The 21,960-nt window shown below is 65.9% G+C and carries 19 protein-coding genes and 1 pseudogene; 6 read left to right on the forward strand and 14 right to left on the reverse strand.

The window, feature by feature from the left end; all coding sequences use genetic code 11:
- Position 1 precedes the first annotated feature (1 nt).
- The 4 genes from NF551_RS06915 (at position 2) to crcB (ending at position 5,026) form a co-directional block, all read left to right on the forward strand.
- On the forward strand, positions 2 to 3,532 hold the full coding sequence (locus NF551_RS06915; RefSeq protein WP_227897106.1) for a S41 family peptidase: 3,531 nt from the start codon (positions 2 to 4) through the stop codon (positions 3,530 to 3,532).
- A gap of 140 nt (positions 3,533 to 3,672) precedes the next feature.
- Positions 3,673 to 4,194: a universal stress protein gene (locus tag NF551_RS06920; protein WP_227897105.1), complete on the forward strand. Its 522-nt coding sequence runs from the start codon at positions 3,673 to 3,675 to the stop codon at positions 4,192 to 4,194.
- Positions 4,191 to 4,652, forward strand: coding sequence for a fluoride efflux transporter FluC (locus tag NF551_RS06925; protein WP_227897104.1), 462 nt, complete (start codon positions 4,191 to 4,193; stop codon positions 4,650 to 4,652). Before NF551_RS06920 ends, NF551_RS06925 begins: the two co-directional genes overlap by 4 nt.
- A complete protein-coding gene (gene crcB / locus NF551_RS06930) occupies positions 4,649 to 5,026 on the forward strand; it encodes a fluoride efflux transporter CrcB (protein ID WP_227897103.1) in 378 nt (125 codons plus the stop codon). Before NF551_RS06925 ends, crcB begins: the two co-directional genes overlap by 4 nt.
- A 1-nt stretch (position 5,027) precedes the next feature.
- On the opposite strand, the gene NF551_RS06935 is transcribed toward crcB, so the two are convergent.
- The 14 genes from NF551_RS06935 to NF551_RS07000 all read right to left on the reverse strand — a co-directional run bounded on the left by NF551_RS06935 (position 5,028) and on the right by NF551_RS07000 (position 19,273).
- A complete protein-coding gene (locus NF551_RS06935; protein WP_227897102.1) occupies positions 5,028 to 5,957 on the reverse strand; it encodes an urea transporter in 930 nt (309 codons plus the stop codon).
- Positions 5,954 to 7,108 (reverse strand): HoxN/HupN/NixA family nickel/cobalt transporter, encoded by a 1,155-nt coding sequence (locus NF551_RS06940; RefSeq protein WP_227897101.1) that lies wholly within the window; start codon positions 7,106 to 7,108, stop codon positions 5,954 to 5,956. The genes NF551_RS06935 and NF551_RS06940 overlap by 4 nt, the downstream gene beginning before the upstream one ends.
- A gap of 13 nt (positions 7,109 to 7,121) precedes the next feature.
- A complete protein-coding gene (locus tag NF551_RS06945; RefSeq protein WP_227897100.1) occupies positions 7,122 to 8,180 on the reverse strand; it encodes an urease accessory protein UreD in 1,059 nt (352 codons plus the stop codon).
- The gene (gene ureG / locus NF551_RS06950; protein ID WP_227897099.1) at positions 8,177 to 8,812 is read right to left on the reverse strand and encodes an urease accessory protein UreG; all 636 of its coding nucleotides are present in this window, start codon (positions 8,810 to 8,812) and stop codon (positions 8,177 to 8,179) included. Before ureG ends, NF551_RS06945 begins: the two co-directional genes overlap by 4 nt.
- A 76-nt stretch (positions 8,813 to 8,888) precedes the next feature.
- Positions 8,889 to 9,578 carry an urease accessory protein UreF gene (locus NF551_RS06955; RefSeq protein ID WP_227897098.1) on the reverse strand — a complete coding sequence of 230 codons (690 nt, stop codon included), beginning with the start codon at positions 9,576 to 9,578 and terminating at the stop codon, positions 8,889 to 8,891.
- 9 nt (positions 9,579 to 9,587) lie between these two features.
- Positions 9,588 to 11,312 carry an urease subunit alpha gene (gene ureC / locus NF551_RS06960; RefSeq protein ID WP_423722253.1) on the reverse strand — a complete coding sequence of 575 codons (1,725 nt, stop codon included), beginning with the start codon at positions 11,310 to 11,312 and terminating at the stop codon, positions 9,588 to 9,590.
- Positions 11,312 to 11,758 carry an urease subunit beta gene (locus tag NF551_RS06965; RefSeq protein WP_227897097.1) on the reverse strand — a complete coding sequence of 149 codons (447 nt, stop codon included), beginning with the start codon at positions 11,756 to 11,758 and terminating at the stop codon, positions 11,312 to 11,314. Before NF551_RS06965 ends, ureC begins: the two co-directional genes overlap by 1 nt.
- Before the next feature lie 13 nt (positions 11,759 to 11,771).
- Positions 11,772 to 12,722 (reverse strand): sirohydrochlorin chelatase family protein, encoded by a 951-nt coding sequence (locus NF551_RS06970; protein WP_227897096.1) that lies wholly within the window; start codon positions 12,720 to 12,722, stop codon positions 11,772 to 11,774.
- A gap of 1 nt (position 12,723) precedes the next feature.
- On the reverse strand, positions 12,724 to 13,029 hold the full coding sequence (locus NF551_RS06975) for an urease subunit gamma (RefSeq protein WP_227897094.1): 306 nt from the start codon (positions 13,027 to 13,029) through the stop codon (positions 12,724 to 12,726).
- Positions 13,030 to 13,212: 183 nt separating this feature from the next.
- Complete coding sequence (locus NF551_RS06980) at positions 13,213 to 13,641, reverse strand: OsmC family protein (protein WP_227897092.1); 429 nt, start codon at positions 13,639 to 13,641, stop codon at positions 13,213 to 13,215.
- 189 nt (positions 13,642 to 13,830) lie between these two features.
- Entirely contained in the window at positions 13,831 to 14,178 is a 348-nt protein-coding gene (locus NF551_RS06985) for a hypothetical protein (protein ID WP_227897091.1), read from the reverse strand.
- Between the two features lie 138 nt (positions 14,179 to 14,316).
- The gene (gene sucB / locus NF551_RS06990) at positions 14,317 to 16,044 is read right to left on the reverse strand and encodes a 2-oxoglutarate dehydrogenase, E2 component, dihydrolipoamide succinyltransferase (RefSeq protein WP_227897089.1); all 1,728 of its coding nucleotides are present in this window, start codon (positions 16,042 to 16,044) and stop codon (positions 14,317 to 14,319) included.
- 124 nt (positions 16,045 to 16,168) lie between these two features.
- Entirely contained in the window at positions 16,169 to 17,551 is a 1,383-nt protein-coding gene (gene lpdA, locus NF551_RS06995; protein WP_227897087.1) for a dihydrolipoyl dehydrogenase, read from the reverse strand.
- A gap of 195 nt (positions 17,552 to 17,746) precedes the next feature.
- The gene (locus tag NF551_RS07000; RefSeq protein ID WP_227897085.1) at positions 17,747 to 19,273 is read right to left on the reverse strand and encodes a leucyl aminopeptidase; all 1,527 of its coding nucleotides are present in this window, start codon (positions 19,271 to 19,273) and stop codon (positions 17,747 to 17,749) included.
- A 210-nt stretch (positions 19,274 to 19,483) separates the two neighbouring features.
- On the opposite strand from NF551_RS07000, the pseudogene NF551_RS07005 reads away from it, so the two are divergent.
- Positions 19,484 to 20,377, forward strand: a pseudogene (locus NF551_RS07005) (proteasome assembly chaperone family protein); the annotation flags it as partial.
- A gap of 216 nt (positions 20,378 to 20,593) precedes the next feature.
- Complete coding sequence (locus NF551_RS07010) at positions 20,594 to 21,952, forward strand: MFS transporter (protein ID WP_227897084.1); 1,359 nt, start codon at positions 20,594 to 20,596, stop codon at positions 21,950 to 21,952.
- Positions 21,953 to 21,960: the final 8 nt, after the last annotated feature.

Below are 21,960 nucleotides of genomic sequence, written 5' to 3' on the forward strand. Positions count from 1 at the left end.
TATGAGCTCAACTCCCTACCTCCGCTATCCCGACCTTCACGGCGACCGGGTCACGTTCGTGGCCGAGGATGATGTCTGGGTTGCCCCACTGGACGGTGGCCGGGCCTGGCGTGTTTCCTCGCTGCAGATGCCCGCCCGCAACCCCAGGTTCTCACCTGACGGGTCCCGGATCGCCTGGACCGTTGTCCAGGGAGGGGCCCCGGAAGTAGTCACTGCCGACACGGAGGGTGGCGACTTCCGCCAGCTCACTTTTTGGGGCAATCCCCACACGCGGGTCCGCGGCTTCAGCTCGGCCGGGAGAATCATTGCGACGACCCCCCACGAGTTTGAAGATTTCCGTCTCCGCTGGGCCTATGAGGTGCCGCTGGACGGTTCAGCTCCGGTGCGCCTGCCCTACGGGCCGCTGGACACTCTCGCTGAGGGCCCGGCACTGGGGGACGAGCGTCCCATGGTCCTCGGCTCCGTCCTCAGCCGTGAACCGGCCCGCTGGAAGCGCTACCGGGGCGGCACGGCGGGCAAACTCTGGATCGATGCGGACGGCAACGGGGAGTTTACCCGCCTGGTGCCCGAGCTTGACGGAAACCTTGCCTACCCGATGTGGATACAGGGCAGGATCGCGTTCTTCTCGGACCACGAGGGCCACGGAAATATCTATTCCGTCACGCCCTCGGGCACGGACCTGCGCCGGCACACCGATTTCGAGGACTTCTACGTCAGGCATCCTTCCAGTGACGGCGCCCGGATCGTCTTCGAATCGGCAGGGGCACTGTGGCTCCTGGCAGACCTCGAGGCTGAGCCTGTCCGCCTCGACATCACCCTGGGATCCGCGGGCACCGGACGGCGTCCCCGTCCGCTGAACGTGGCACGCCACCTCAGCGCTGCCGCCCCGGACGCCACCGGGAAGTCCAGTGTGGTGGAAAGCCACGGCACGCTGCACTGGCTCACGCACAAGGACGGCCCGTCACGGGTGATCGAAGCTACCGCCGGCGTCCGTGCACGCCTGGGCCGGCCGCTGAGCGGCGGGCGGGCCGTCTTCGTTGCGGACCCGGGAAACGAGGAAGCACTGTTCATCAAGGACGTCTTCGGCTCCCTCCCTGCGGGAACCGAAAAGCGGGAGGTTTCTTCGTCAGCTCCGGCAGCACCGGCCGCGGTGCAGGAGCAGCCTGAGCTGCCCAAACCGGTTTCGGCGTCGGGCGCGGCTCTGCCGGCTCATGCTCCAGCGGGCAGCGACGCGGGGACGCAGCCGCAGGATCCTTCAGCGGCTTCGGGTACCGGCGCCTCGGAAGCAGTGCTGGCCTCCCAGGACACCGCTGCGGAATCCGGGCTCACCAGAATTGCCTTTCCCGCTCCCACGCGGACCTCTGAGCTGCTTCCCAGTCCGGACGGGCGGCTTGTGGCAGTGGCAACGGAATTCGGGCAGGTTTACCTCCTTGATGTTGAGGCGGCCGAGCTTTCCCTGGTGGCGGACAACGGCCACGGGGCGGTGGACGACCTCGCTTTCAGCCCTGATTCCCGCTGGCTGGCATGGGCGGAGCCCGTAGCCGGCGAAGGTGCACGCACCAGGATCCGGCTCCGCAAGACAGCTGGAACCACAGAGCAGATCCAGGACGTGACGGACGGCAGGTTCCACGACCACAGCCCCTCCTTCACCAGGGACGGCCGGTTCCTCGCCTTCCTCTCGGAGCGCAGCTTCGACCCGGTCTACGACACCCACGGTTTCGACCTGGGATTCCCGACGTCCACCAAGCCCTTCATGGTGGCGCTTGCCGCGGCCACGCCGTCTCCGTTCGGTCCGGCCGCCCACGTGGTGGAGCCGGCCGAACCCGCGGCACCGGTGGAATCGGATGATCCCCACCACGGCCCGGGCCAGGCAGCTGATACGGCGGTTGACCTCGACCGGCTCGCCGAGCGCATCATCGCGGTACCCGTCCCGCAGGGGCGCTACTCCAAACTCCGTGCTGCCGACGGTGCCCTGCTCTGGCTCGCCGAGGACGTCTACGGCGTCACCGGCGACGGGCGGGCTACCTCCGCGGACCGTAACCCGGGCAAGCGGCTTGAACGCTTCGACCTGGGCAAAAAGGACGTGTCAGTCCTGGTCCCTGCGCTCGAGGATTATGAGCTCAGCGGCGACGGCAGCACTGTGGTGCTGCGTCATGAGCACCGGCTGCGGGCCGTGCCCGCTGCGTCCCGGACGGAAGAGGACTCTGCCGAGAACACCACTGTGGACCTTTCCCGGATCCGCGTGCTGCTGGAACCGGTCAAAGTGTGGGGCCAGGCCTTTGACGAAGCATGGCGGCTGCAGCGGGACTTCTTCTGGGCTCCGGACATGGGCGGGCTGGACTGGGAAGCCGTGCACGGGCGCTACCGTCCGCTGGTGGCAAACCTGGGCTCGCATGACGACCTCGTGGACCTGCTGTGGGAACTGCACGGTGAACTGGGCACGTCGCATGCCTACGTGACGCCTCCGGCCGTGGCCGAAGCCGGTGCCGGAGCGCAGGGCTTCCTGGGCGCGGACCTGCGGCCGGGAGCTGGAGGATGGGAAGTCACCCGGATCCTGGACGCGGAGTCCTCTGACCCGCAGGCCATCTCCCCGCTGAGCGCTCCGGGAGCTGACGTTCGGCCCGGAGACGTGATCGCTGCCGTGGACGGACTTCCGGTACCGGCGGACAAGGGCCCCGCGGCGCTGCTTGTGGGCGCGGGCGGCCGTGCCGTTGAACTGACCATCGTCCGCGGCGGCGAGGACCCGGCACCGCAGCACCGCCGAATCGCCGTCGTCCCGCTGCGCAGCGAAGAGAGGCTGCGCTACCAGAACTGGGTGAACGGCAACCGGCGGGCTGTCCGCAGCGCCTCCGAAGGAAGCTTCGGCTACCTGCACATACCGGACATGGTCGCGAGCGGCTGGGCCCAGCTGCACCGGGACCTGGACAGCGAAGCGGCTAAAGATGCCCTGATCATCGACGTCCGGCATAACCGCGGCGGGCACACTTCGCAGCTGGTAGCGGAACTGATCGGCCGTAAGGTCACCGCCTGGAGCCTGCCGCGCGGGGAACAGGCCGGGACCTACCCGGCGCAGTCCCCGCGGGGCCCGGTGGTCATCCTCTCGGATGAGTTCGCCGGATCCGACGGCGACATCGTCACCCAGGTAGCCAAGCTGCGTGGGATTGGGCCCGTTATCGGTACCCGGACGTGGGGCGGCGTTGTGGGCATCGACGGCCGGTTCCAGCTGGCGGACGGTACATCGGTCACCCAGCCGCGCTATGCCTTCTGGTTCACCGGGGGAGTCGGCTTCGGGGTAGAGAACCGCGGCGTCGAACCCGACATTGGGGTCCCGTACCCGCCGCATGCGTATGCGGCAGGCGAGGACCCGCAGCTGGAGCACGGGGTGGCGATCCTGAAGGAGATGCTCTCCGAACTGCCCACAGACCAGCCGCCGGCCCGGGAAGGCTATCCCACGCTCCGGCCTGCACCGCTGCCGCCGAGGCCCCAGGCCGGTGCGCACGCTCCCGGGTCAGCGGACCAGTCGGCAAAGTAGGAAACCGGACGCAGTGAAGGAATTCTCCTGCCGGGAGGGTTCCTTCACTGCGGCCCGTGGGCGGCAGGAATCCTGCTCACCGAACTCTAGGCCGGTGGGGCAGCGTAGATAGAGGAGTGACGCAGGAGTAATCTCAGACGATGGGCACTTCCCCGGATTCCCCCCAGAAGCACCCGGTCGTCGTCGGCGTTTCTCCAGGCCAGCCGCCGCATGTGGTTTTGCAGGCTGCCCGCTTCGCCGAACGGTTTGGAACCGAGCTGATTTGCGCGCACGTGAACCCTGGCCGCTTCGGCACCGGCGAATCTCCAGACGGCTCCATGGACAGCTCCCCGATAGATCCCGATTTCGCCGACGAGCGCGAGGTCGGCTTCGACTCCCGGCTGGCCTCCGACCTTGCCGGGATTCTCGCTGATTCGGACGTTTCCTGGCGCACGCTGGCCATCCCCGGAGACATCGCTGCGGCCCTCGGCCACCTCGCCGACACCGTCGACGCCGCCATGATCGTTGTGGGCACCCACGAACGCTCCCTGGGCGGCAGCATCCAGGAGTTGTTCAACCGGTCCGTTGCCGTGAACCTTGCCCGCCGCCAGCTGCGCCCGGTCCTCGTGATCCCCGCCCGTGCCCTCGGTGCCGACACCGCGCAGGATCGGACGGGGGAATGAGCCCCGGCCTCCGCCCGCCGCACCTGCGCTGGGCGCCCATCGCGCTTGTTGCCCTCGGCGGTGCGGCCGGTGCGGCCAGCCGCGAGGGCCTCTCCCTGGTCATCCCGAATCTCGGCGAGGTGCCGGTCGCAATCCCGATTATCAACGTGATCGGCGCCTTCCTGCTCGGCTATCTCTACGAGGCAGTCACCCGTCTGGACAGCTCACGGCCTACCGGCAAAAACCTCAAGCTGCTGCTTGGCACCGGATTCTGCGGCGGTTTCACCACGTACAGTTCGCTGGCTACCGACACGGCCGTGCTGTTCCGCGACGCCCTGCCCTGGGCAGCAGTGATCTACGCGCTCGGCACGGTGATCGTGGGCGCCGTCGCCACCTGGGCCGGTATCGCCGCTGCCAGCGCGGTTAACGCCCGGTCGTCCGGACGGCAACGCCAGACCGGACGGAGGGCCGGCTCATGACTTTCTGGGTATTCCTTCTGCTCGCATTGGCCGGCGGGGTGGGCGCGGCGGTCCGGTTCCTGGTGGACGGACTCATCCGCTCCCGCCTTAAGACGACGTTCCAGTGGGCGACGACGATCATCAACGTCTCCGGCTCCCTTGTCCTGGGCCTGCTCACCGGACTCACCATGGAGCGTGTTGTACCGACGGACCTCAGCATTGTGATCGGCACCGGATTCCTGGGCGGCTACACCACCTTCAGCACGGCCAGCTATGAGACCGTGCAGCTGATCAAACAGGGGCGCTACGGTGCATCGTTCATCAGCGGTGTCGTGATGCTGGTGTTCTCCGTAGCCGCTGCGGTGCTCGGCCTCTGGATCGGCGCTTCCCTGTAGCCTAGGGCCGTTTGGCAGCGGGAATGTAGTGGGCTATCACCAGGAACACCCACGTGGTGAGGATATACGGCCAGGTGTAGGTGGGTCCGGAGAGCTCGTGCATCAGCAGGGTCACCACGGCTGTGACGGCCGTTCCCACGACGGCGAGTATCCAGGACAGTGTGCTGCTGCGCAGGAAGACCACGGCCAGTGCAATGGCGGTGAGCACGCCCGAGTAGCCTGCCAGGCCGTTCGCGGTTTCCGTGAGGGACTCACCGAGCGCCAGTGCGCACAGGCTGCCCACCACGCTGCCGAGCAGCCCGGCCAGGCCCACTTTCCAGCTGGCAACGAACAGTCCGAGCAGGATCAGGGCCCCGGACCAGACGTTGTTGACCAGCACAACCTCGGACACATTCGTCAGCAGTGAGCGCGCAAAGGCCAGGGGCTCCGAATCAATGGTGGACGACGGTGCCGCGCTCACGTGCAGGGCCTGGGTGCTGAGCAGTATCCCGGTTGCCACGATGCAGAACGGTGCCGTCGTGGAAGGCAGCGCATAGATTTTCAGCGGTGTCTTCGTGAACAGGGCGACCACCAGCCACGTCACGGGAGCGCAGAGCAAACCGCCGACAAGCGCGATCGGATATGCCTGCCACTGACCTCCGACAGCAGAGAAGGTTGCAGCACCGGCGAGTGCGCCGCAGAAGCCCTGCAGGCCCGACGTCACCGAGGAGGCCTCTGCCCCGAGCAGACGCCCTCCCACCGTGTTTCCCGCACAGCCGGTCAGTACCAGCAGGGCCATGCGCCAGTCGGCTACGGCGAAGGCGGCCAGGATCAGGAGCGCCGTGTAGATGTTGCTCTGGAAGAAGATCTGCGACAGTCCCTGGCCCCAGCCGGTCACCCAGCCGGAGCCTGAGATGGCGGGACGTGACGCTGCTGCACCGGCGCTGCTCATGGTCTCTCCTCCCCGTGCTCGTTCTCCCGGGGCCTGTCCGCCGCTGCTGCACCGGCGCTGCCCCGTCCGTTGGGCACGGCCCAGCGCTCCTCCACCCTGCCGAACTTCCAGTAGGCGGTGGAGATGATCCAGACCAGAATGAGCGTGCCCACGATGATGTAGCCCAGGTTCTCCAGGTCAAGGCCGGCTACCCATCCGGTGAGCGGGTCGCGCAGCCCGAGTTTCTCATTCAGCAGCCCGACCAGCTCGATCCCGCCGATCATGACAGCAATCATCACCGAGAGTCCGGTGATGGTGAGGTTGTAATAGACCTTGCGTACCGCGTTGACGCTCGCCCAGCCGTAGGCACGCACCATGACCGCGGAGTCCAGCGTGTCGAACAGGCTCATGCCGGCGGCGAAAATGAGCGGCAGGCAGAGAATGGCATACCACGGCAGCCCCGTTGCCGCTCCCGTTCCGGCCAGCACCAGCAGCGCAATCTCGCTGGCGGTGTCGAAGCCCAGCCCGAACAGGAACCCGACAAAGTACATCTTTCCCGGCCGGTCGATGGTGCGCATGAGCGGCCGCAGGACACGGCTGATGATGCCGCGTCCCTGCAGATGGCGCTCCAGTTCGAGCTCGTCGAGGTCCCCGTTGCGCGATGCCCGCCAGACCTTGAGGATCCCCATGAACGCGACGGCGTTGATGAGCCCGATCACCAGCAGGAAGACGCCGGAGACAACAGTGCCAAACACCCCGAGGCCGCTGCGTACGCCGTTGCCGTCATCGCTCAGTCCCACTGCCCAGCTCACGCCGAGCGCCAGCAGCGCAGCCATCAGGAAGACGATGGTGGAGTGCCCCAGGGAGAAGAACAGGCCGACGCCGGCGGCCGGGCGGCGCAGGTCCACCAGCTTGCGGGTGGTGTTGTCGATGGCCGCGATGTGGTCGGCGTCGAACGCATGCCGTACGCCCAGCACGTAGGCCACCACGGCGATGCCCACCCCGAAGACGGAGGAACCCAGCTGCAGGTGCAGCGGCTCCACCAGGAAGAAGAAGAGTCCGAAGCCCGCGATGTGCAGTGCGATGACCGGAATGAACGCGAGCGTCACCTGCGCCCGGTAGGAGCGCTGCGGCGGCGCTGCTTCCGCCAGCGCGTTCGAGTGTTTGCGCAAGGTCAGAACCTTCCTAGGTTTTCCGGATCACGGGTGCCCGTTTCCCGGTCAGCAGCTCATGTACGGCAGCGGCCGCGGCCGTGTTCGCTGCCGCCACAGCCACGGTGTCGTTGCCCACCAGCCGCATCCAGACGCCGGCGTCACCGGGCAGCGTACTGACCCCGAAAATCAGGTCGCCGCCGCTTTCGCTGACCGCCAGGTTCACGGTCTCGGCCAGCTGGGCAGCCGGAACCAGGGGAGTGAAGACGTAGAGCATCGCCAGCACATCGTGGCCGGCGAGTACGCCAAGCCCGTTTACGCCTCCCGCTTCCCCAACCCCGGTATCGTCCTTGGGGCAGAGCCGTACCCGGTCCAGGGCCACCAGCCTGCCGTCCGGCCGCCGCACCTCGAGATCGGAGGCGTACACGTCGTAGGCATGACGCTCACCGCGGGCGAGCCGGCCGGCGTACACGGTCTCACCCAGCACCAGCGTCGCGGACTCGTCGAGCACTACCGACGTCTGCTGGTAGAAGCGCGAATCGGCAAAGGGCACAACGGGGTCGGGCAGATACTCCACGTAGGAACCCTCGCCGGCCTCGATGTTCATGACGGCAGTGGCATAGCCGTGGTCCATGCGGTACACGCGGGTATGCGCCTGGGTGGTCACGTGCGCGGATGTTCCCGGACCGAAGCGCATGTCGGTGCGCTGCCGGTCGCCCTGAAGGATGCCTCCGCCGGATGACATGAGGTAGGTGTAGGGCAGGTCGGGGCGCAGCAGGTTGAAGTACAGCGGCCTCATGATCTGCAGCGGTGACTTCTGGTAATGCTGCACCAGCTCGGTGCGCCCGCGGTTGCGGTCGAAGCCAAGCTGCAGGATGCCCACTTTTCCGGGACTGCCGACGGGCAGGCCGGTTGGAGCGCCGGTATGCTGCAGTACTTCCTCCGGAACCCGGAGCGGTTCGTAGTACGCCGGTTCAAGCCGGTAACCGCCGGTGCTCGGCGACCGCCCTCCGGTCCGGGGTTCTGGTAGCGGGGGAACGGAAGTCAGCGGTGACGGTGAAGCGCTTCGCGGATCCGCAGCGTTGACCGTCATCCGATGAGCTCAGTTTTGGCGCCGTTCCACTGCGTCATGATTTGCTGGTGGAGTTCGTCCACCCCATGCCCTGTGAGGGAGTTCGTCAGCACTACCGGCCTGCCATCACGCACCCGGTGGGCATCGCTCTCCATCACGTCGAGGTTGGTGCGCACGTACTGTGCAATATCGATTTTATTGATCACCAGGATGTCACTGTCGGTGATTCCCGGCCCCCGCTTGCGGGGCATCTTCTCACCCTCCGCAGTGTCCAGCACAAACACGAACACGTCCGCCAGGGCCGGTGAAAACGTGAGGGTCAGGTTGTCTCCGCCCGACTCGTAGATGAGGGTATCGATTTCGGGAAACCGGTCCAGCATCTCCGCACCGGCAGCAAGGTTCATGGTCGGGTCATCACGTACTGCTGTGTGCGGGCAGGAACCGGTCTCCACCCCGATCACCCGCTCGGGATCGAGGATGCCGTCCAGTTCCCGGCGGACGTGGTGGGCGTCCTCCTGCGTATAGATGTCGTTTGTGATGACGCCGGGGGTCCGTCCGGCCGCGATGAGCCGGGGAACGAGGGCCTCCGTCAGCGCAGTCTTGCCGCTGCCCACGGGTCCGCCGATTCCGATCCTCAACACGTTCTCGCTCATATCTTCCTCATTTCCAAAGTACGTTCCATCGCTGGGTGTCCGCGCATCCGCCCGGTGCGCGCTGGTTGTTGCTTCCCTAGCTGGCGAAGAGCCGTGCGTCGGCTTTCTCATGCCGGGCGGACATGACATCCGCCATTGGCGCACAGCCGCCGAGGTCAGCCAGGTCCCGTTCCAGGGCGGCGTCGGTCGCCTGCTCTATCACGGCGGCCGTTTCCAGCAGGACCGCCTGGGCATGCCGGTGGTCCGTCAGCCGCAGCCGGAGCGCGGCACCGACGAAGCTGGCCGAGAAGGCGAACAGATCCGATGCCACGGCCTGCCGGGTCTGGACCCCGCCGGCTGCATACACCGCTGCCGTCACGACCGGCTGGCAGCCGGGCGTGGCCCGGCTGCGCACCCGTTCGGCGTATCGGGCGAGGATCGGCTGCTCCATCAGCTCGGCACCCAGATCGATCAGCTGGTGCCCGCTGCGCACGGACGCCTTGCGCATTTCCGCGTTCAGTTTGGAAGCGAAGAGGAGCTGGTCGATTTCCTGCACCAGGTCGACGTCGCCGTCGGACGCCGCGCGGTGCGCTGCGGCGAGGGCTGTTGCGTCCCCCGGACCGACCGAGTGCAGCAGCAGCCCGGCCAGCAGCGGCTGCACGTCGCCGCGCTTGACAAGCCGCGCCTGGCTGTAGCCCTCAAGCCCGTGCGACATCGTGTAGAAACCGCTGGGGAAGGCAGAGTCTGCGAACTGCAGGCTCGTGAGCAGCTGCGATATATCCGACATGCGCCGCCCCTAAGCCAGGAAGAACAGCTGGGTCAGCGGGAGGGACTGTGCCGGGGGTATGGAGGCCAGCGTGCCGTTGTACCTGACGTCGTAGGTCTCCGGGTCCACGGTGATGTCAGGCGTGGCATTGTTGCGGACCATGTGTTCCTTGCCGATGCCGCGGCAGCGGTGCACCGGGAAGACCTGGCTTTCCAGCCCGAGTTGTTCCGGCACGCCCGTGTCGATGGCGGCCTGGGACATGAAGGTTGCCCGGGTGCTCTGAAGTGCCTTGCCCTGCGCGCCGAACATGGGCCGGTAGAACACCGGCTGCGGGGTGGGCAGGGAAGCGTTCGGGTCTCCCATCAGCGCCCAGTTGATCAGCCCGCCCTTGACGATCAGCCTGGGCTTGGCTGCAAAGGACTGGATCGGCCAGAGGACGATGTCCGCCATCTTCCCCGCTTCCAGCGAACCGATGTAGTCAGACACGCCCTGGGTGATGGCCGGGTTGATGGTGATCTTGGCCAGGTAGCGCAGCACCCGGAAGTTGTCGTTGTCCGCGCTGTCTTCCGGCAGCTTGCCGCGCTGGTCCTTGCAGTGGTGGGCGATCTGGAAGGTGCGCATGAAGGACTCGCCGATCCGCCCCATAGCCTGGGAATCGGAGGACACCATCGAGATGATGCCTTCGTCGTGGAAGACGGTTTCGGCCGAGATCGTCTCGGCCCGTACCCGGGAGTCGGCGAAGGCAACGTCTTCGGGGATGTCGTGGGAGAGGTGGTGGCAGACCATCACCATGTCGAGGAGCTCGTCCACCGAGTTGGCGGTGTAGGGCAGCGTCGGGTTCGTGGACGAGGGCAGCACGTTGGGGTGGCCGGCCACCTTGATGATGTCCGGTGCGTGCCCGCCGCCGGCGCCCTCGGTGTGGAAGGTGTGGATGGTGCGGCCGTCGATCGCGTCGAGCGTGTTTTCCACGTAACCGGCCTCGTTGAGGCTGTCGGTGTGCACCGAGATCTGGATGTCGTAGTCGTCAGCCACGGAAAGCGCCATACTCAGCGCAGCGGGTGTCGCACCGAAGTCTTCGTGGACCTTCAGTCCCGCCGCACCGCCCTCGATCTGCTCGATCAGGGCATCCGGCAGCGATCCGTTCCCCTTGCCGAGCACGCCCATGTTGACGGGCATCCCCTCGATCGACTGGAGCATCCTGCCGAGGTTCCATACACCGGGAGTGGTCGTGACGCCGTTGGTGCCGTCGGTGGGCCCCGTGCCGCCTCCAAAGAGCGTGGTGATGCCGTTGGACAAGGCCGCAAGGGCCTGCTCGGGGGAGATGTAGTGCACATGGGAGTCGATGCCGCCGGCGGTGGCAATGAAGTGTTCGCCGGCCAGCAGTTCGGTGCCTGGTCCAACTACAAGACGGGGATCGACTCCGCTCTGGGTATGCGGGTTCCCGGATTTGCCGACCCCGGCGATCTTGCCGTCACGAATGCCGATGTCGCCCTTAACGACTCCGAGAATCGGGTCCAGGATGATGGCGTTTGTGATGACCAGGTCCAGGACTCCTTCAGCGGAAGTTGCCTGGGGGTCGGCGGCCATGCCGTCGCGGGCGGTCTTGCCGCCGCCGTAGACAACTTCGTCGCCGTAATGGCCCTCGTTGAAGTCCTTCTCGATCTCGATCACCAGATTGGTGTCGGCCAGACGGACCCGGTCGCCGGTGGTCGGACCGAAGAGGTCCGTGTACTGTTTACGCGAAATTTTCGCCATCAGTTCTTCCCCTCGTTTGCGGAGCCGACCTTCGCCGCACCGCCCTGGTTGTTCGCGCTGGGTTTGGCGGTCGGCTTGCCGTCCTGGAACCCGAGTTCCCTCATCCGTGCCATGGCGCGGATCTTGGTGTCAGCGGCGTCGAGGCCTCCGTCGACGAGGTTGTTGAAGCCGATCACCCGCCGACCGCCGGCATAGGCGGTGAGGGTCACCTCCCGGGTGTCGCCGGCCTCAATACGCACTCCGGTACCTGCCGGCAGGTCCAGGTGCATGCCGTACGCGAGTTCGCGCTCGAACAGGAGAGCCTTGTTGGTTTCGAAGAAGTGGAAGTGGGATCCAACCTGCACGGCCCGGTCGCCGGTGTTGCTTACCAGCAGGGTGACGCTTGGCCGTCCGGCGTTGATCTCAATGTCCTCTTGCTTGTGGTCATAGGTGGGGCTGCCCATCATGATGTGTCCTTCCCTAGCGCGCAGGGCGCTGCATGTGGTTGTGCGGTGGGGACCCGGTCAATTCCTGCCGATCGGGGCGGGGATGGCTGTGCGGATGGCCGGCGGCCATCCCGGAGCTGTGCGGGTGGGAGTGCCCGCCGGACTCCTCAAAGGCGTGCGAGTGGGCGTATCCGTGGCCGTGGTCGGCCTGCAGGCCGGCTTCCACGCCGGTCCGGCCGTGGCTGAGGGCGTGCAGCGTGTCGCGGACACGCTCACTGATTACCCGGAGCACTGCTTTTTCGCTCATCAGCGCGCCGTAGAACTCGACACCGGAGAACCCTCCTTCGCCGTACGGCACCACGTCCGAGTACACGGTTGCTGCCCGGCGGAAACCGGCCGGAACCACGAAGGCGTGCGTGCTGCCGAGCAGCCGGAGCCGCTGAACAGCCTCCAGAAGTGCTTCCACGCTGCTGACCGCCGCCGTCTCAACGGGGATGCCCGCTCCATGGGTGCGGACCAGGTGGGAGATGCGGTAGAGATCGGCGTCATCGAAGGGGTTGGCGGCATCCGCGGTGATCAGCACTGCGGATGCCGCCTCCCGCCGCCGCACTTCGGTGGCTGCGGTTCTCAGCCAGGCCGTGAGATGGTCCGGGGTTCCGAAGGGCTCGGACAGGGCCAGCTGTGGCCCGGCGTTTGTGGTGCCGCCTGCCGCTGAGAGCCAGTGAAGTGTCTTCGCCGTGTCGGCAATGAGGGTGGGGTTGCGGCCAAAGGTCATCGGAAGCACCACTACCGGCTGGGGGCCGGAACCGGAAACGTCACCGCCCCGGTCGAGCAGTTGTGTGAGCAGATTGTGGAGGGACCGGCCGGCCGGACTGACGAAGACACCGGGCATCAGGTCCGGCACGAAGGAAAGATCCGCGCCGTTCCCGCTCTCGTGTCCTCCAACCAGCACCACCGCCGCGCCCGGCTCCGGGCGCCGCGTCAACTCACACTCCGATGGGATCGTGGCAGGAGACAAGCTTGCTGCCGTCGACGAAGGTCGCCTCGATCTGCAGCAGGGGCAGCCGCTCACGGACGCCGTCCATGCACTGGCTCTCAGAGACGATGGTTTTGCCGAGCTCCATCACCTCCGCCACGGTCCGGCCGTCCCTGGCCCCTTCCAGGATTGCCTCGCAGATCAGGGCAGTGGCCTCGCTGACGTTGAGTTTGGTTCCCCGATCGCGTCGTTTGCGGGCCAGATCGGCCACTTGATACACGTACAGTTTGTCGATTTCCTTGGGCGTGAGGTTCATGTCTTCACCTTCAGAACGCAGTTGCGGCTGTCTCGAAACCGCTCCCTTGGCTCGCTGCCAAGCTCGCTTATAAGCGAGCGTACGCGCAGCGACTGACCGGCAATACCCTAAAGGACCTCTCCCGGGCGGGAGAGGTCCTTTTCGCCTGGGTGGCACCGGGCGGCGCTGGCGGGACGTGCGGGACTAGGCTTCCAGCGAGGCCTCCATGGTGATGGTGATGCCCGCCAGGGCCTGCGAGACGGGGCAGCCGGTTTTGGCTGATTCTGCGATGTCCGTGAATTCCTCCGCTGTCAGGCCGGGGACGACGGCGGAAACCGTAAGGTGGCTGCCCGTGATCCCGGTTCCGGGAACAAAGGTGACCTCGGCGGAAGTGTGGATGCGTTCAGCGGTTTTGCCGGCCTCGGCCAGCGCGTTGCTGAAGGCCATGGAGAAGCAGGCGGAGTGGGCCGCGGCAATCAGTTCTTCCGGGCTGGTACGCCCGTCGGCTTCCTCAGCGCGTGCCTTCCAGGTGACATCGAACGTACCGAGATGAGAGGAGTCGAGCGTGACTTCACCTCTTCCATGGAAGAGGTCCCCGTTCCAGACGGTATGGGCTGAGCGGACAGTAGCCATGAGTGCTCCTTCGAGGGGGTGGGCCGGGGCCGGTGTCCCCGGCTGCGGCCCATCCTTGCAGGTCATGCCTATTCCAGCCAGACCCCCGCACCACCAGCTCCGTGGGACTTCGGCATACAAAAAGAATGCCTCCCGTCCAGGAAAGGAGGGGAGGCATTCGGTGACCCCCGGGCGGGGCCTAGTCAGTTGTTACCACATGGTGGCGAGTGCGACGTTCACAACGGTCAGGATGCCGACGCCGTTAGCCAGTGCGCCGGGGACGGGCTGGTCCTTCTTGTACTTGCGCTGGCCGATGAACGCCATGACGGCAATGGCCAGGGCAATTGCAAGCTTGATTCCGACCTTCAGGTGGTTGACGTCGCCGTCGCCCATCTCATTCATGCCGACCAGCAGGATGCCGGTGACCAGCTGCAGCAGCGCCGCGTGGAACTGGCCGGGCATGACGGTCGGGTTCTTGATCCTGGCGACCCAGATGCCGACGATCAGTCCTGCGCCAAGGATGTGGAGGAAAACGAGGAAGCTATGAAGGAAGTCCATGCCTTCGATGTTACCGACACTATGTCAGCGGATAACAATTAAACGGTAACTATTCTACAACGAGTAGAAAATTGCAGGCCAGATGCCTTAAACGACGGTGGGCACCCCCAAGGGGGGGCGCCCACCGCGAATCTGGTGCTAGAGACCCAGATCGGCCTCGAAGTTGCCTTCTTCCAGCCGTGCCCGCAGCGTCTGCAGGAATCGGCCGGCGTCGGCGCCGTCCACCAGTCGGTGATCGTAGGTGAGGGAGAGGTACATCATCGAACGGATGGCAATGGTGTCATTGCCGTCCTCATCGGTGCGCACCACCGCGCGCTTGACGATTGCGCCCGTGCCCAGGATTCCGACCTGGGGCTGGTTGATGATCGGCGTGTCGAAGAGGGCTCCGACGCTGCCGATGTTGGTGATCGTGAAGGTACCGCCGGACAGCTCGTCCGGGCCGATCTTCCCGCTGCGGGTCCGCGCACCGACGTCGGCAATGCGCTTGGCCAGGCCGGCGATGTTCAGGTCGCCGGCGTCATTGATGACGGGAACCAGCAGACCCTTTTCGGTGTCCACCGCGATGGCCAGGTGCTCGGCGTCGTGGTAGGTGATTTCCTGGCTCTCGGAGTCGTAGGACGCGTTGAGCTTCGGGTGCTGCTTCAGCGCCTCGACGACAGCCTTGGCGATGAACGGCAGGAACGTGAGGTTCGCACCGTTCTGCTCCTTGAAGCCTGCCTTGGCCTGCTGGCGGAGGGCAGCGATGCGCGTCATGTCGACTTCGTGGACCTGGGTCAGCTGGGCCGACGAGTCCAGGGACTCCACCATGCGGCGCGCGATCGTCTGGCGGATCCGCGGTGCCTTGACCGTGGTGCCGCGCAGCTTGGCGCTTTCCTCGCTGATCTTGGCCGGTGCGGCCTTCTCGGACGAAGCAGCTGCAGCCGGGGCTGCAGGAGTCTCGGCCTTCTTGGACTCGGCAGCGGCGAGCACATCCTGCTTGCGGATGCGGCCTGCCACACCGGTGCCCTTCACCGTGGAGAGGTCAACGCCGTGTTCGTTGGCCAGCTTACGGACCAGCGGGGTGACGTAGGTTCCCTCGGAAGAGGGCTCCTCTGCCTTGGGAGCCTCCTGCTTGGGAGCTTCCTGCTTGGGGGCTTCCTGCTTGGGGGCTTCTTCCTTCTTCGGCTCGGCGACAGGCTCGTCGCGCTCAGTCGACGGAGCAGCTGCAACCGGTTCCGCTTCCTTGGGCTCGGCCTTGGCCGGAGCAGCGGAACCCGAACCGATGACGGCCAGGACGGAGCCGACCTCGGCCGTCTCGTCCTCGTTGACCTTGATTTCGAGCAGCTTGCCTGCAACCGGGGACGGAATCTCGGTGTCGACCTTGTCGGTGGAGACCTCCAGCAGGGGTTCGTCCACGGCAACCTCGTCGCCTACGGACTTCAGCCAGCGGGTGACGGTGCCTTCGGTGACGCTTTCGCCCAGTGCGGGAAGGGTCACGTCGGTGCTGTCACCCGAGCCGGAATCATCAGAGCCGGAGTCCTGTGCAGGTGCAGCTTCTTCAGCCGGGGCTTCCTGTGCAGGTTCCTCTTCCTGTGCCGGGGCTTCTTCCTCGGCAGCCGGTGCGTCGGAAGAGCCGGAGGATGCGCCGGAGCCGTCACCGATGCGGACGAGGGCTTCCCCGACCTCCGCGGTCTCGTCTTCGGCGACGAGGATTTCCTCGATCACGCCGGCCACGGGAGACGGGATTTCAGTGTCGACCTTGTCGGTGGAAACCTCGAGCAGGGGTTCGTCGACGGCGACGGTATCGCCCACCTGCTTCAGCCAGCGGGTAACGGTGCCTTCGGTGACGCTCTCACCAAGGGCCGGTAAGTTCACGGTTTCAGACATATTGTCCCCGTTTCTCCTTGTTAGTTCTTTGACCAGCCGTACCGCTGGTGCTGGTTGGTTTGAAGCCTAGTGCACCCGGCGGCCAGGCTGCCGGGTGCACCAGGAAAATTCGTTGTGGTGGGCCTTAGCCGTGCAGCGGCTTGCCGGCTAGGGCCATGGCGGCCTCACCGATGGCTTCGTTCTGGGTGGGGTGTGCGTGGAGCAGGCCGGCGAGGTCCTCCGGGTAGGCTTCCCAGTTCACGATCAGCTGTGCTTCGCCGATCTGCTCGCCGATGCGGCCGCCGATCATGTGGACGCCGATGATGGGGCCGTCCTTCTCGCGCACCATCTTGATCAGGCCGGAGCTGCCCAGGATGGACGTCTTGCCGTTGCCGGCCAGGTTGTATTCCTGGACCTGGACGTTCTCGGCGCCGAGCTTTTCCTTGGCCTTGGCCTCGGTCAGGCCCACGGAGGCAATTTCGGGTTCGCAGTAGGTGACCTTGGGGATGTTGACGTCTTCGACGACGACAGGCTTCAGGCCGGCAATTTCCTCGGCCACGAAGATGCCCTGCTGGAAGCCGCGGTGGGCCAGCTGCAGGCCGGGAACGATGTCTCCGACGGCGTAGACGTTGCCGACGCCGGTGTGCAGCCGCTCATTGGTGATGACGAAGCCGCGGTCCATGGTCAGGCCGGCTTCTTCGTAGCCCAGGTTGGCGGTGACGGGCCCGCGGCCAACGGCGACGAGGAGCAGCTCGGCTTCGAAGGTCTTGCCGTCAGCGAGCGTGACGACGACGCCGTCGTCGTTCTGCTCCACCTTCTCGAAGAAGATGCCGGTGCTGAACTTGATCCCGCGCTTCTTGTAGGCACGCTCCAGGTTCTTGATGATGGCCGCATCTTCGTTGGGGACCAGCGAGGGCAGGCCCTCAACGATCGTGACGTCCACGCCGAAGGAGTTCCAGACCGAAGCGAACTCGACGCCGATCACGCCGCCGCCGAGGATGACGGCGCTCTTGGGAACGTAGTCCAGGGTCAGTGCCTGGTCCGAGGTGATGACGCGTCCGCCGATTTCCAGTCCCGGAAGCGAGCGGGAGTAGGAACCGGTAGCAAGGATGATGTTGGAACCGGTGTAGGTCTCGCCGTTGACCTCGATGGTCTTCTCGCTGGTGAGGCGGCCTTCACCCTCGATCACGGTGATGCCCTTGGACTTGATCAGGCCCTGCAGGCCGCGGAACTTGCCCGCAATGATGTTGTCCTTGTAGGAGTTGACGGCGTCCATGTCGACAGAGTCGAACGTGGCGTTGATGCCGTACTTCGCAGCCGTCTTGGCGTTTTCGGCGATTTCAGCCGAATGCAGGAGTGCTTTGGTGGGGATGCAGCCGTTGTGCAGGCAGGTCCCGCCCAGCTTCGCCTTCTCAATCAGGCCAACGGAAAAACCCAGTTCCACGGAACGAAGGGCGGCGGCGTACCCGCCGCTGCCTCCGCCGAGGATCAGGATGTCGAACTCTTGCGCAGTTGCCGTATCGGCCACGTGGACGCTCCCTCGCGTAATCGGTGTGTGACGCGCAGGACGCGTCGGTTGAGTGATTTGGGCGGTAGTGATTAGGTCTCACACTATCGTCAGCGTTTGCCTGCATCCACTCGGTGCGGGACGGCGCCAGACGAATGTAACGAGAAACACGTGCAAAAACTGCCCTTGAAGTTGCACGCAGAATGCGGGGCAGTGTTATGCCGTGCGGGCCAGCACGTCCTCGGCGTAGGAAACAAGGGTGCGTACTGCCACGCCCGTTCCTTCCTTCGGCGTGTAACCGTACGGCTTGCCTTCGTTGAACGCGGGCCCGGCAATGTCCAGGTGCGCCCACGGAATCTTGACGCCGTCAACTTCCCCGACGAATTCGCGAAGGAAGACTGCCGCCGTCATCATGCCGCCGAAGCGTTCGCCGATGTTCGCGATGTCGGCGGTCGCCGAATCCAAGCTGGCCCGCAGTTCTTCGGGCAGCGGCATCGGCCAGAAAAGTTCGCCGGCGCGGTCTGCGGCAGCCTTGACGGCATCGCGGACGCCGTCCTCTCCCATCACCGCGGAAACCCGGTTGCCCAGGGCGATCATCTGCGCGCCGGTCAGCGTGGCGACGTCGATGAGAACGTCCGGGGACTCCTCGCTGGCCACGGCCAGGCCGTCAGCCATGACGAGACGGCCTTCGGCGTCGGTGTTCAGGACTTCGACCGTGCGGCCGCCGTAGGTAGTCATCACGTCGGACGGGCGCTGGGCAGTACCCGAAGGCATGTTTTCGGCGAGGCACAGCCAAGAAGTCACCTTCACGGGAAGGCCCAGTTCGGCAATGGCAAGAAGGGCGTTCAGTACGACGGCGGCACCGCCCATGTCCGATTTCATGGCCTGCATGCCTGCAGCAGGCTTCAGCGACAGTCCGCCGGAATCAAAGGTGATGCCCTTGCCGACCAGAGCCAGCTTGGCCTTGGCCCGGGCGGGGGAGTATTCGAGCTTGACCAGGCGCGGCGGACGGGAGGAACCCTTACCGACGCCGAGGATGCCGCCAAAGCCTTCACGTTCAAGCTTCTTTTCGTCCCACACCGTGACCTTGACCGGAAGGCCGCGCGCGGCCTCGCGGGCTGCGGCGGCAAAGGTTTCCGGGTACAGGTGGCTGGGCGGCTGGTTGACCAGCGAACGGGTGCTGTTGACGGCGCGGCCGAGGACACGGGCGCGTTCCAGAGCCGGCTTCAGTGCGGGCTCACCCGCGGCGGCGGTCACGACGGTAATCGAGGATACCGGCGCGGGCATCTTTGAGGCGTGGGAGCTGCGGTGTTCAGTGAAGCTGTATGCGCCCAGCAGGGCGCCTTCGGCAACGGCTGCTGCATCGGCCACGCTGGCCGCGGGCAGCGCCAGGGCAACAGTCTCCGTGCCGGCGAGCTGGCGCACGGCCGAACCGGCCGTCCGCCGCAGCGCCTCGGTGCTCAGCGGTTCGCCGGCGGAAACTGGTCCCAGCCCGGCCAGGACCAGCATCTCGGCGTCGAGTTCAGGCAGGCCGGGCAGCCGCACCACCTGGTCCACGGCGCCGGTCACGCCCAGCAGTCCGAAGGAGCCAGCAACGGCCGAGGAAGTCTTTGGCGAGAGCGGGCTGTCAACGAGCACCGGGCCGTCCGGAGTCTGCCCGACTCCCACGACCAGGGCTTGTGCCGCAACCTTGCGCACATCCCGGGAAAGTACCTGCAGGTCCGGCTCACTGGCTTTGCTCACGAAGCTTCATCCTCTTCTGTGGTGTGTTTGCTGCTGCGTTGCTTTACCGATCGTAGTCTCTTAGCTGCTCTGCGCGCCGCCCGCCTTCCGTGTCTGCGGAATGAAATGGGTTCGTGCCGGCGTTTACGCTTGAGTAAGGATTGACAACACAGCGCTGTCCCAACAGTGCAGCCCGCAGACCAACGGGACGAGTTGCAGGAAGGTAAGAACATGCTTGATCCGCTGACCCTGTTTAACCTGAACCCGGAATTGGCCGCCTCCGCTGAGGTGCGCGGGCTGAAGATGATTGCCGGGTTCACCGGCTTCGGGGAGGCCGGGCACGTCGTCTCCCAGGTGCGCGACGAACTGTTTGAAAGCCTGGACCATGACCTCGTGGCGACGTTCGACGCTGACCAGCTCATTGATTACCGGTCGCGCCGCCCGGCGCTGACGTTCGTGGAAGACCACTTCAGCGGCTACGAGGCACCCCGGATTGAACTGCACCGTTTCCATGACGGACTGGGCGAGCCGTTCCTCTTCCTGACCGGCTTTGAGCCGGATTTCCAGTGGGAGCGCTTCACAGCGGCCGTGCTCTCCCTCGTGAAGTCCCTCGACGTGACCCTTGTGGCCTGGATGCACTCCATTCCCATGCCCGTTCCGCACACCCGTCCGGTTGGCGTCACGGCCCATGGAAACCGGCCGGACCTCATTGAGGGAATCAGCTCCTGGAAGCCTACCGCGCAGATCCAGGCTGCCGTGGGGCACCTTCTGGAACTGCGGCTGACGGAGGCCGGAGTCGACGTCGTAGGCCACGTAGTGCACGTTCCCCACTATCTTTCCGACGCGGAGTTCCCGCCCGCCGCCGTGGCGGCACTGGAATACCTCGGTGCGGCGGCTAATCTTGTGCTGCCCACCGACCGGCTGCGCGAGGCCGGCCGCGAAGTGGAGAAGCAGATCGCCGAACAGATCGAGGCCTCGGCCGAGGTCCGGGGTGTTGTGGCCACACTGGAGAGCCGCTACGACGAGTACACCGGCAGCACATCACGCCGGTCGCTGCTGGTGAAGGACAACGATGAGCTGCCCGACGCCGAGGAGCTGGGGGCAGCAGTGGAGGCCTACCTCGCCAGCCCGCGGGCCGAAGATGAGACGGAGGCCCTGCTTGAAGGACTCGGCAGCCAGGATGCCGCCGGGACGGAAAAACCGCAGCCAGAGGACGAGGACACTGTTGAACCGAATGGCCCCACACCGCTTCCCGGCACCGGTGACGAGTCCGGGCCGGATGCCGGAAGGCGCGGCCCCGCCGCGCAGTAGCGGGACCGGCACCCGGGATCGGTGCCGGTCATGAAGCACCGCGGGGCATGGCTTGTCTGGGGTGCCGGTGTCTTCGCCTACATGGTGGCAGTCACCCAGCGGACTGCGTTCGGCGTCGCCGGCGTAGAAGCGACTGACCGTTTCGACGCAACGGCTTCGGTTCTCTCCGTCTTTACCGTCGTCCAGCTGCTGGTTTACGCCGGGCTGCAGATCCCGGTGGGAATGCTGGTGGACCGCTTCGGGCCGCGGCTGCTGATTGCCGGCGGTGCAGCCCTGATGTGCGCCGGCCAGTTCCAGCTGGCGGTAGCCGACTCAGTAGGGGCGGGAATTGCCGGACGCTCCCTGGTGGGGGCGGGGGACGCCCTGACGTTTATCTCTGTACTCCGGCTGCTTCCCGCCTGGTTCCCCCCGGCACGGGTCCCCGTGCTGACCCAGTGGACGGGCATTATTGGACAGCTGGGCCAGATTGCCAGCGCCATCCCGTTCGCTTTCCTGCTCCGAAGCCTCGGCTGGAGTACCGCTTTTACCGGCGCAGCGGCACTTTCCGTCCTGGCGCTGATTCTGTCTTTGGTCCTGATCCGCAACAAGCCCAGCGGCCCCCGGCCGGCCGCCGCAGCAGCGGGTGGCCCGGAGTCCAGCCTGGCTGCGGCGTGGCGGCAGCCGGGCACGCGCCTGGGACTGTGGACCCACTTCACCATCCAGTTCCCCGGCACCGTTTTTGTGCTGATGTGGGGCTACCCCTACCTCGTCAGCGGTGAACAGGTCTCTGCGCCCATGGCGTCCTTCCTCATGACGTTCTTTGTCACGGTGGCGATCCTGTGCGGGCCATGGCTGGGCGCGTGGGTCGGCAGGCATCCGCTGCGCCGGTCCACTATGGTGCTGCTGATCGCCGGAGCCATGGCAGCGGCCTGGCTGGCAGTGATGCTCTGGCCCGGTCCCGCGCCGGTATGGCTGCTGCTGCTCCTGGTTTCGGTGCTGGCAATCGGCGGGCCGGGATCCATGATCGGGTTCGACTTCGCCCGGACCTTCAATCCGGCCAGCAGGCTGGGAACGGCCACGGGGATCGTTAACATCGGCGGGTTCGCTGCCTCCCTGATCTCGATGTACCTGATTGGGCTGGTCCTGGACATGCTCTACGCCGGGGGATTCTCCAACGGCAACCTTTACGACCTGACGTCCTTCCGCATCGCGCTGGCCGTCCAGTTCGCCGTCATGCTGGTCGGGATTGCCGGAATCTTCCGGACCCGCCGGATCATCCGGGCCCGCATGGCCAGTGAGGGACTGGATCTTCCGCCGTTGCGGGAAGCACTGGCGCGTGAACGGCAGCGCCGCCGCAGCCAGCGCCGGAGCAGCGGACAGGAAGGCACGACGGGAGAGTTGGAAGACTAGAGGATCTG

Origin of the sequence: Arthrobacter caoxuetaonis (assembly GCF_023921125.1) — a bacterium.
GTDB lineage: Bacteria > Actinomycetota > Actinomycetes > Actinomycetales > Micrococcaceae > Arthrobacter_B > Arthrobacter_B caoxuetaonis.

What these genes read in the sequence shown, in the direction of transcription:
- NF551_RS06915 (WP_227897106.1), top strand. Translation starts at nt 2, where the DNA reads ATGAGCTCAACTCCCTACCTCCGCTATCCCGACCTTCACGGCGACCGG.
- NF551_RS06920 (WP_227897105.1), top strand. Translation starts at nt 3,673, where the DNA reads ATGGGCACTTCCCCGGATTCCCCCCAGAAGCACCCGGTCGTCGTCGGC.
- NF551_RS06925 (WP_227897104.1), top strand. Translation starts at nt 4,191, where the DNA reads ATGAGCCCCGGCCTCCGCCCGCCGCACCTGCGCTGGGCGCCCATCGCG.
- crcB (WP_227897103.1), top strand. Translation starts at nt 4,649, where the DNA reads ATGACTTTCTGGGTATTCCTTCTGCTCGCATTGGCCGGCGGGGTGGGC.
- NF551_RS06935 (WP_227897102.1), bottom strand. Translation starts at nt 5,957, where the DNA reads ATGAGCAGCGCCGGTGCAGCAGCGTCACGTCCCGCCATCTCAGGCTCC.
- NF551_RS06945 (WP_227897100.1), bottom strand. Translation starts at nt 8,180, where the DNA reads ATGACGGTCAACGCTGCGGATCCGCGAAGCGCTTCACCGTCACCGCTG.
- ureG (WP_227897099.1), bottom strand. Translation starts at nt 8,812, where the DNA reads ATGAGCGAGAACGTGTTGAGGATCGGAATCGGCGGACCCGTGGGCAGC.
- NF551_RS06955 (WP_227897098.1), bottom strand. Translation starts at nt 9,578, where the DNA reads ATGTCGGATATATCGCAGCTGCTCACGAGCCTGCAGTTCGCAGACTCT.
- ureC (WP_423722253.1), bottom strand. Translation starts at nt 11,312, where the DNA reads ATGGCGAAAATTTCGCGTAAACAGTACACGGACCTCTTCGGTCCGACC.
- NF551_RS06965 (WP_227897097.1), bottom strand. Translation starts at nt 11,758, where the DNA reads ATGATGGGCAGCCCCACCTATGACCACAAGCAAGAGGACATTGAGATC.
- NF551_RS06975 (WP_227897094.1), bottom strand. Translation starts at nt 13,029, where the DNA reads ATGAACCTCACGCCCAAGGAAATCGACAAACTGTACGTGTATCAAGTG.
- NF551_RS06980 (WP_227897092.1), bottom strand. Translation starts at nt 13,641, where the DNA reads ATGGCTACTGTCCGCTCAGCCCATACCGTCTGGAACGGGGACCTCTTC.
- NF551_RS06985 (WP_227897091.1), bottom strand. Translation starts at nt 14,178, where the DNA reads ATGGACTTCCTTCATAGCTTCCTCGTTTTCCTCCACATCCTTGGCGCA.
- sucB (WP_227897089.1), bottom strand. Translation starts at nt 16,044, where the DNA reads ATGTCTGAAACCGTGAACTTACCGGCCCTTGGTGAGAGCGTCACCGAA.
- NF551_RS07010 (WP_227897084.1), top strand. Translation starts at nt 20,594, where the DNA reads ATGAAGCACCGCGGGGCATGGCTTGTCTGGGGTGCCGGTGTCTTCGCC.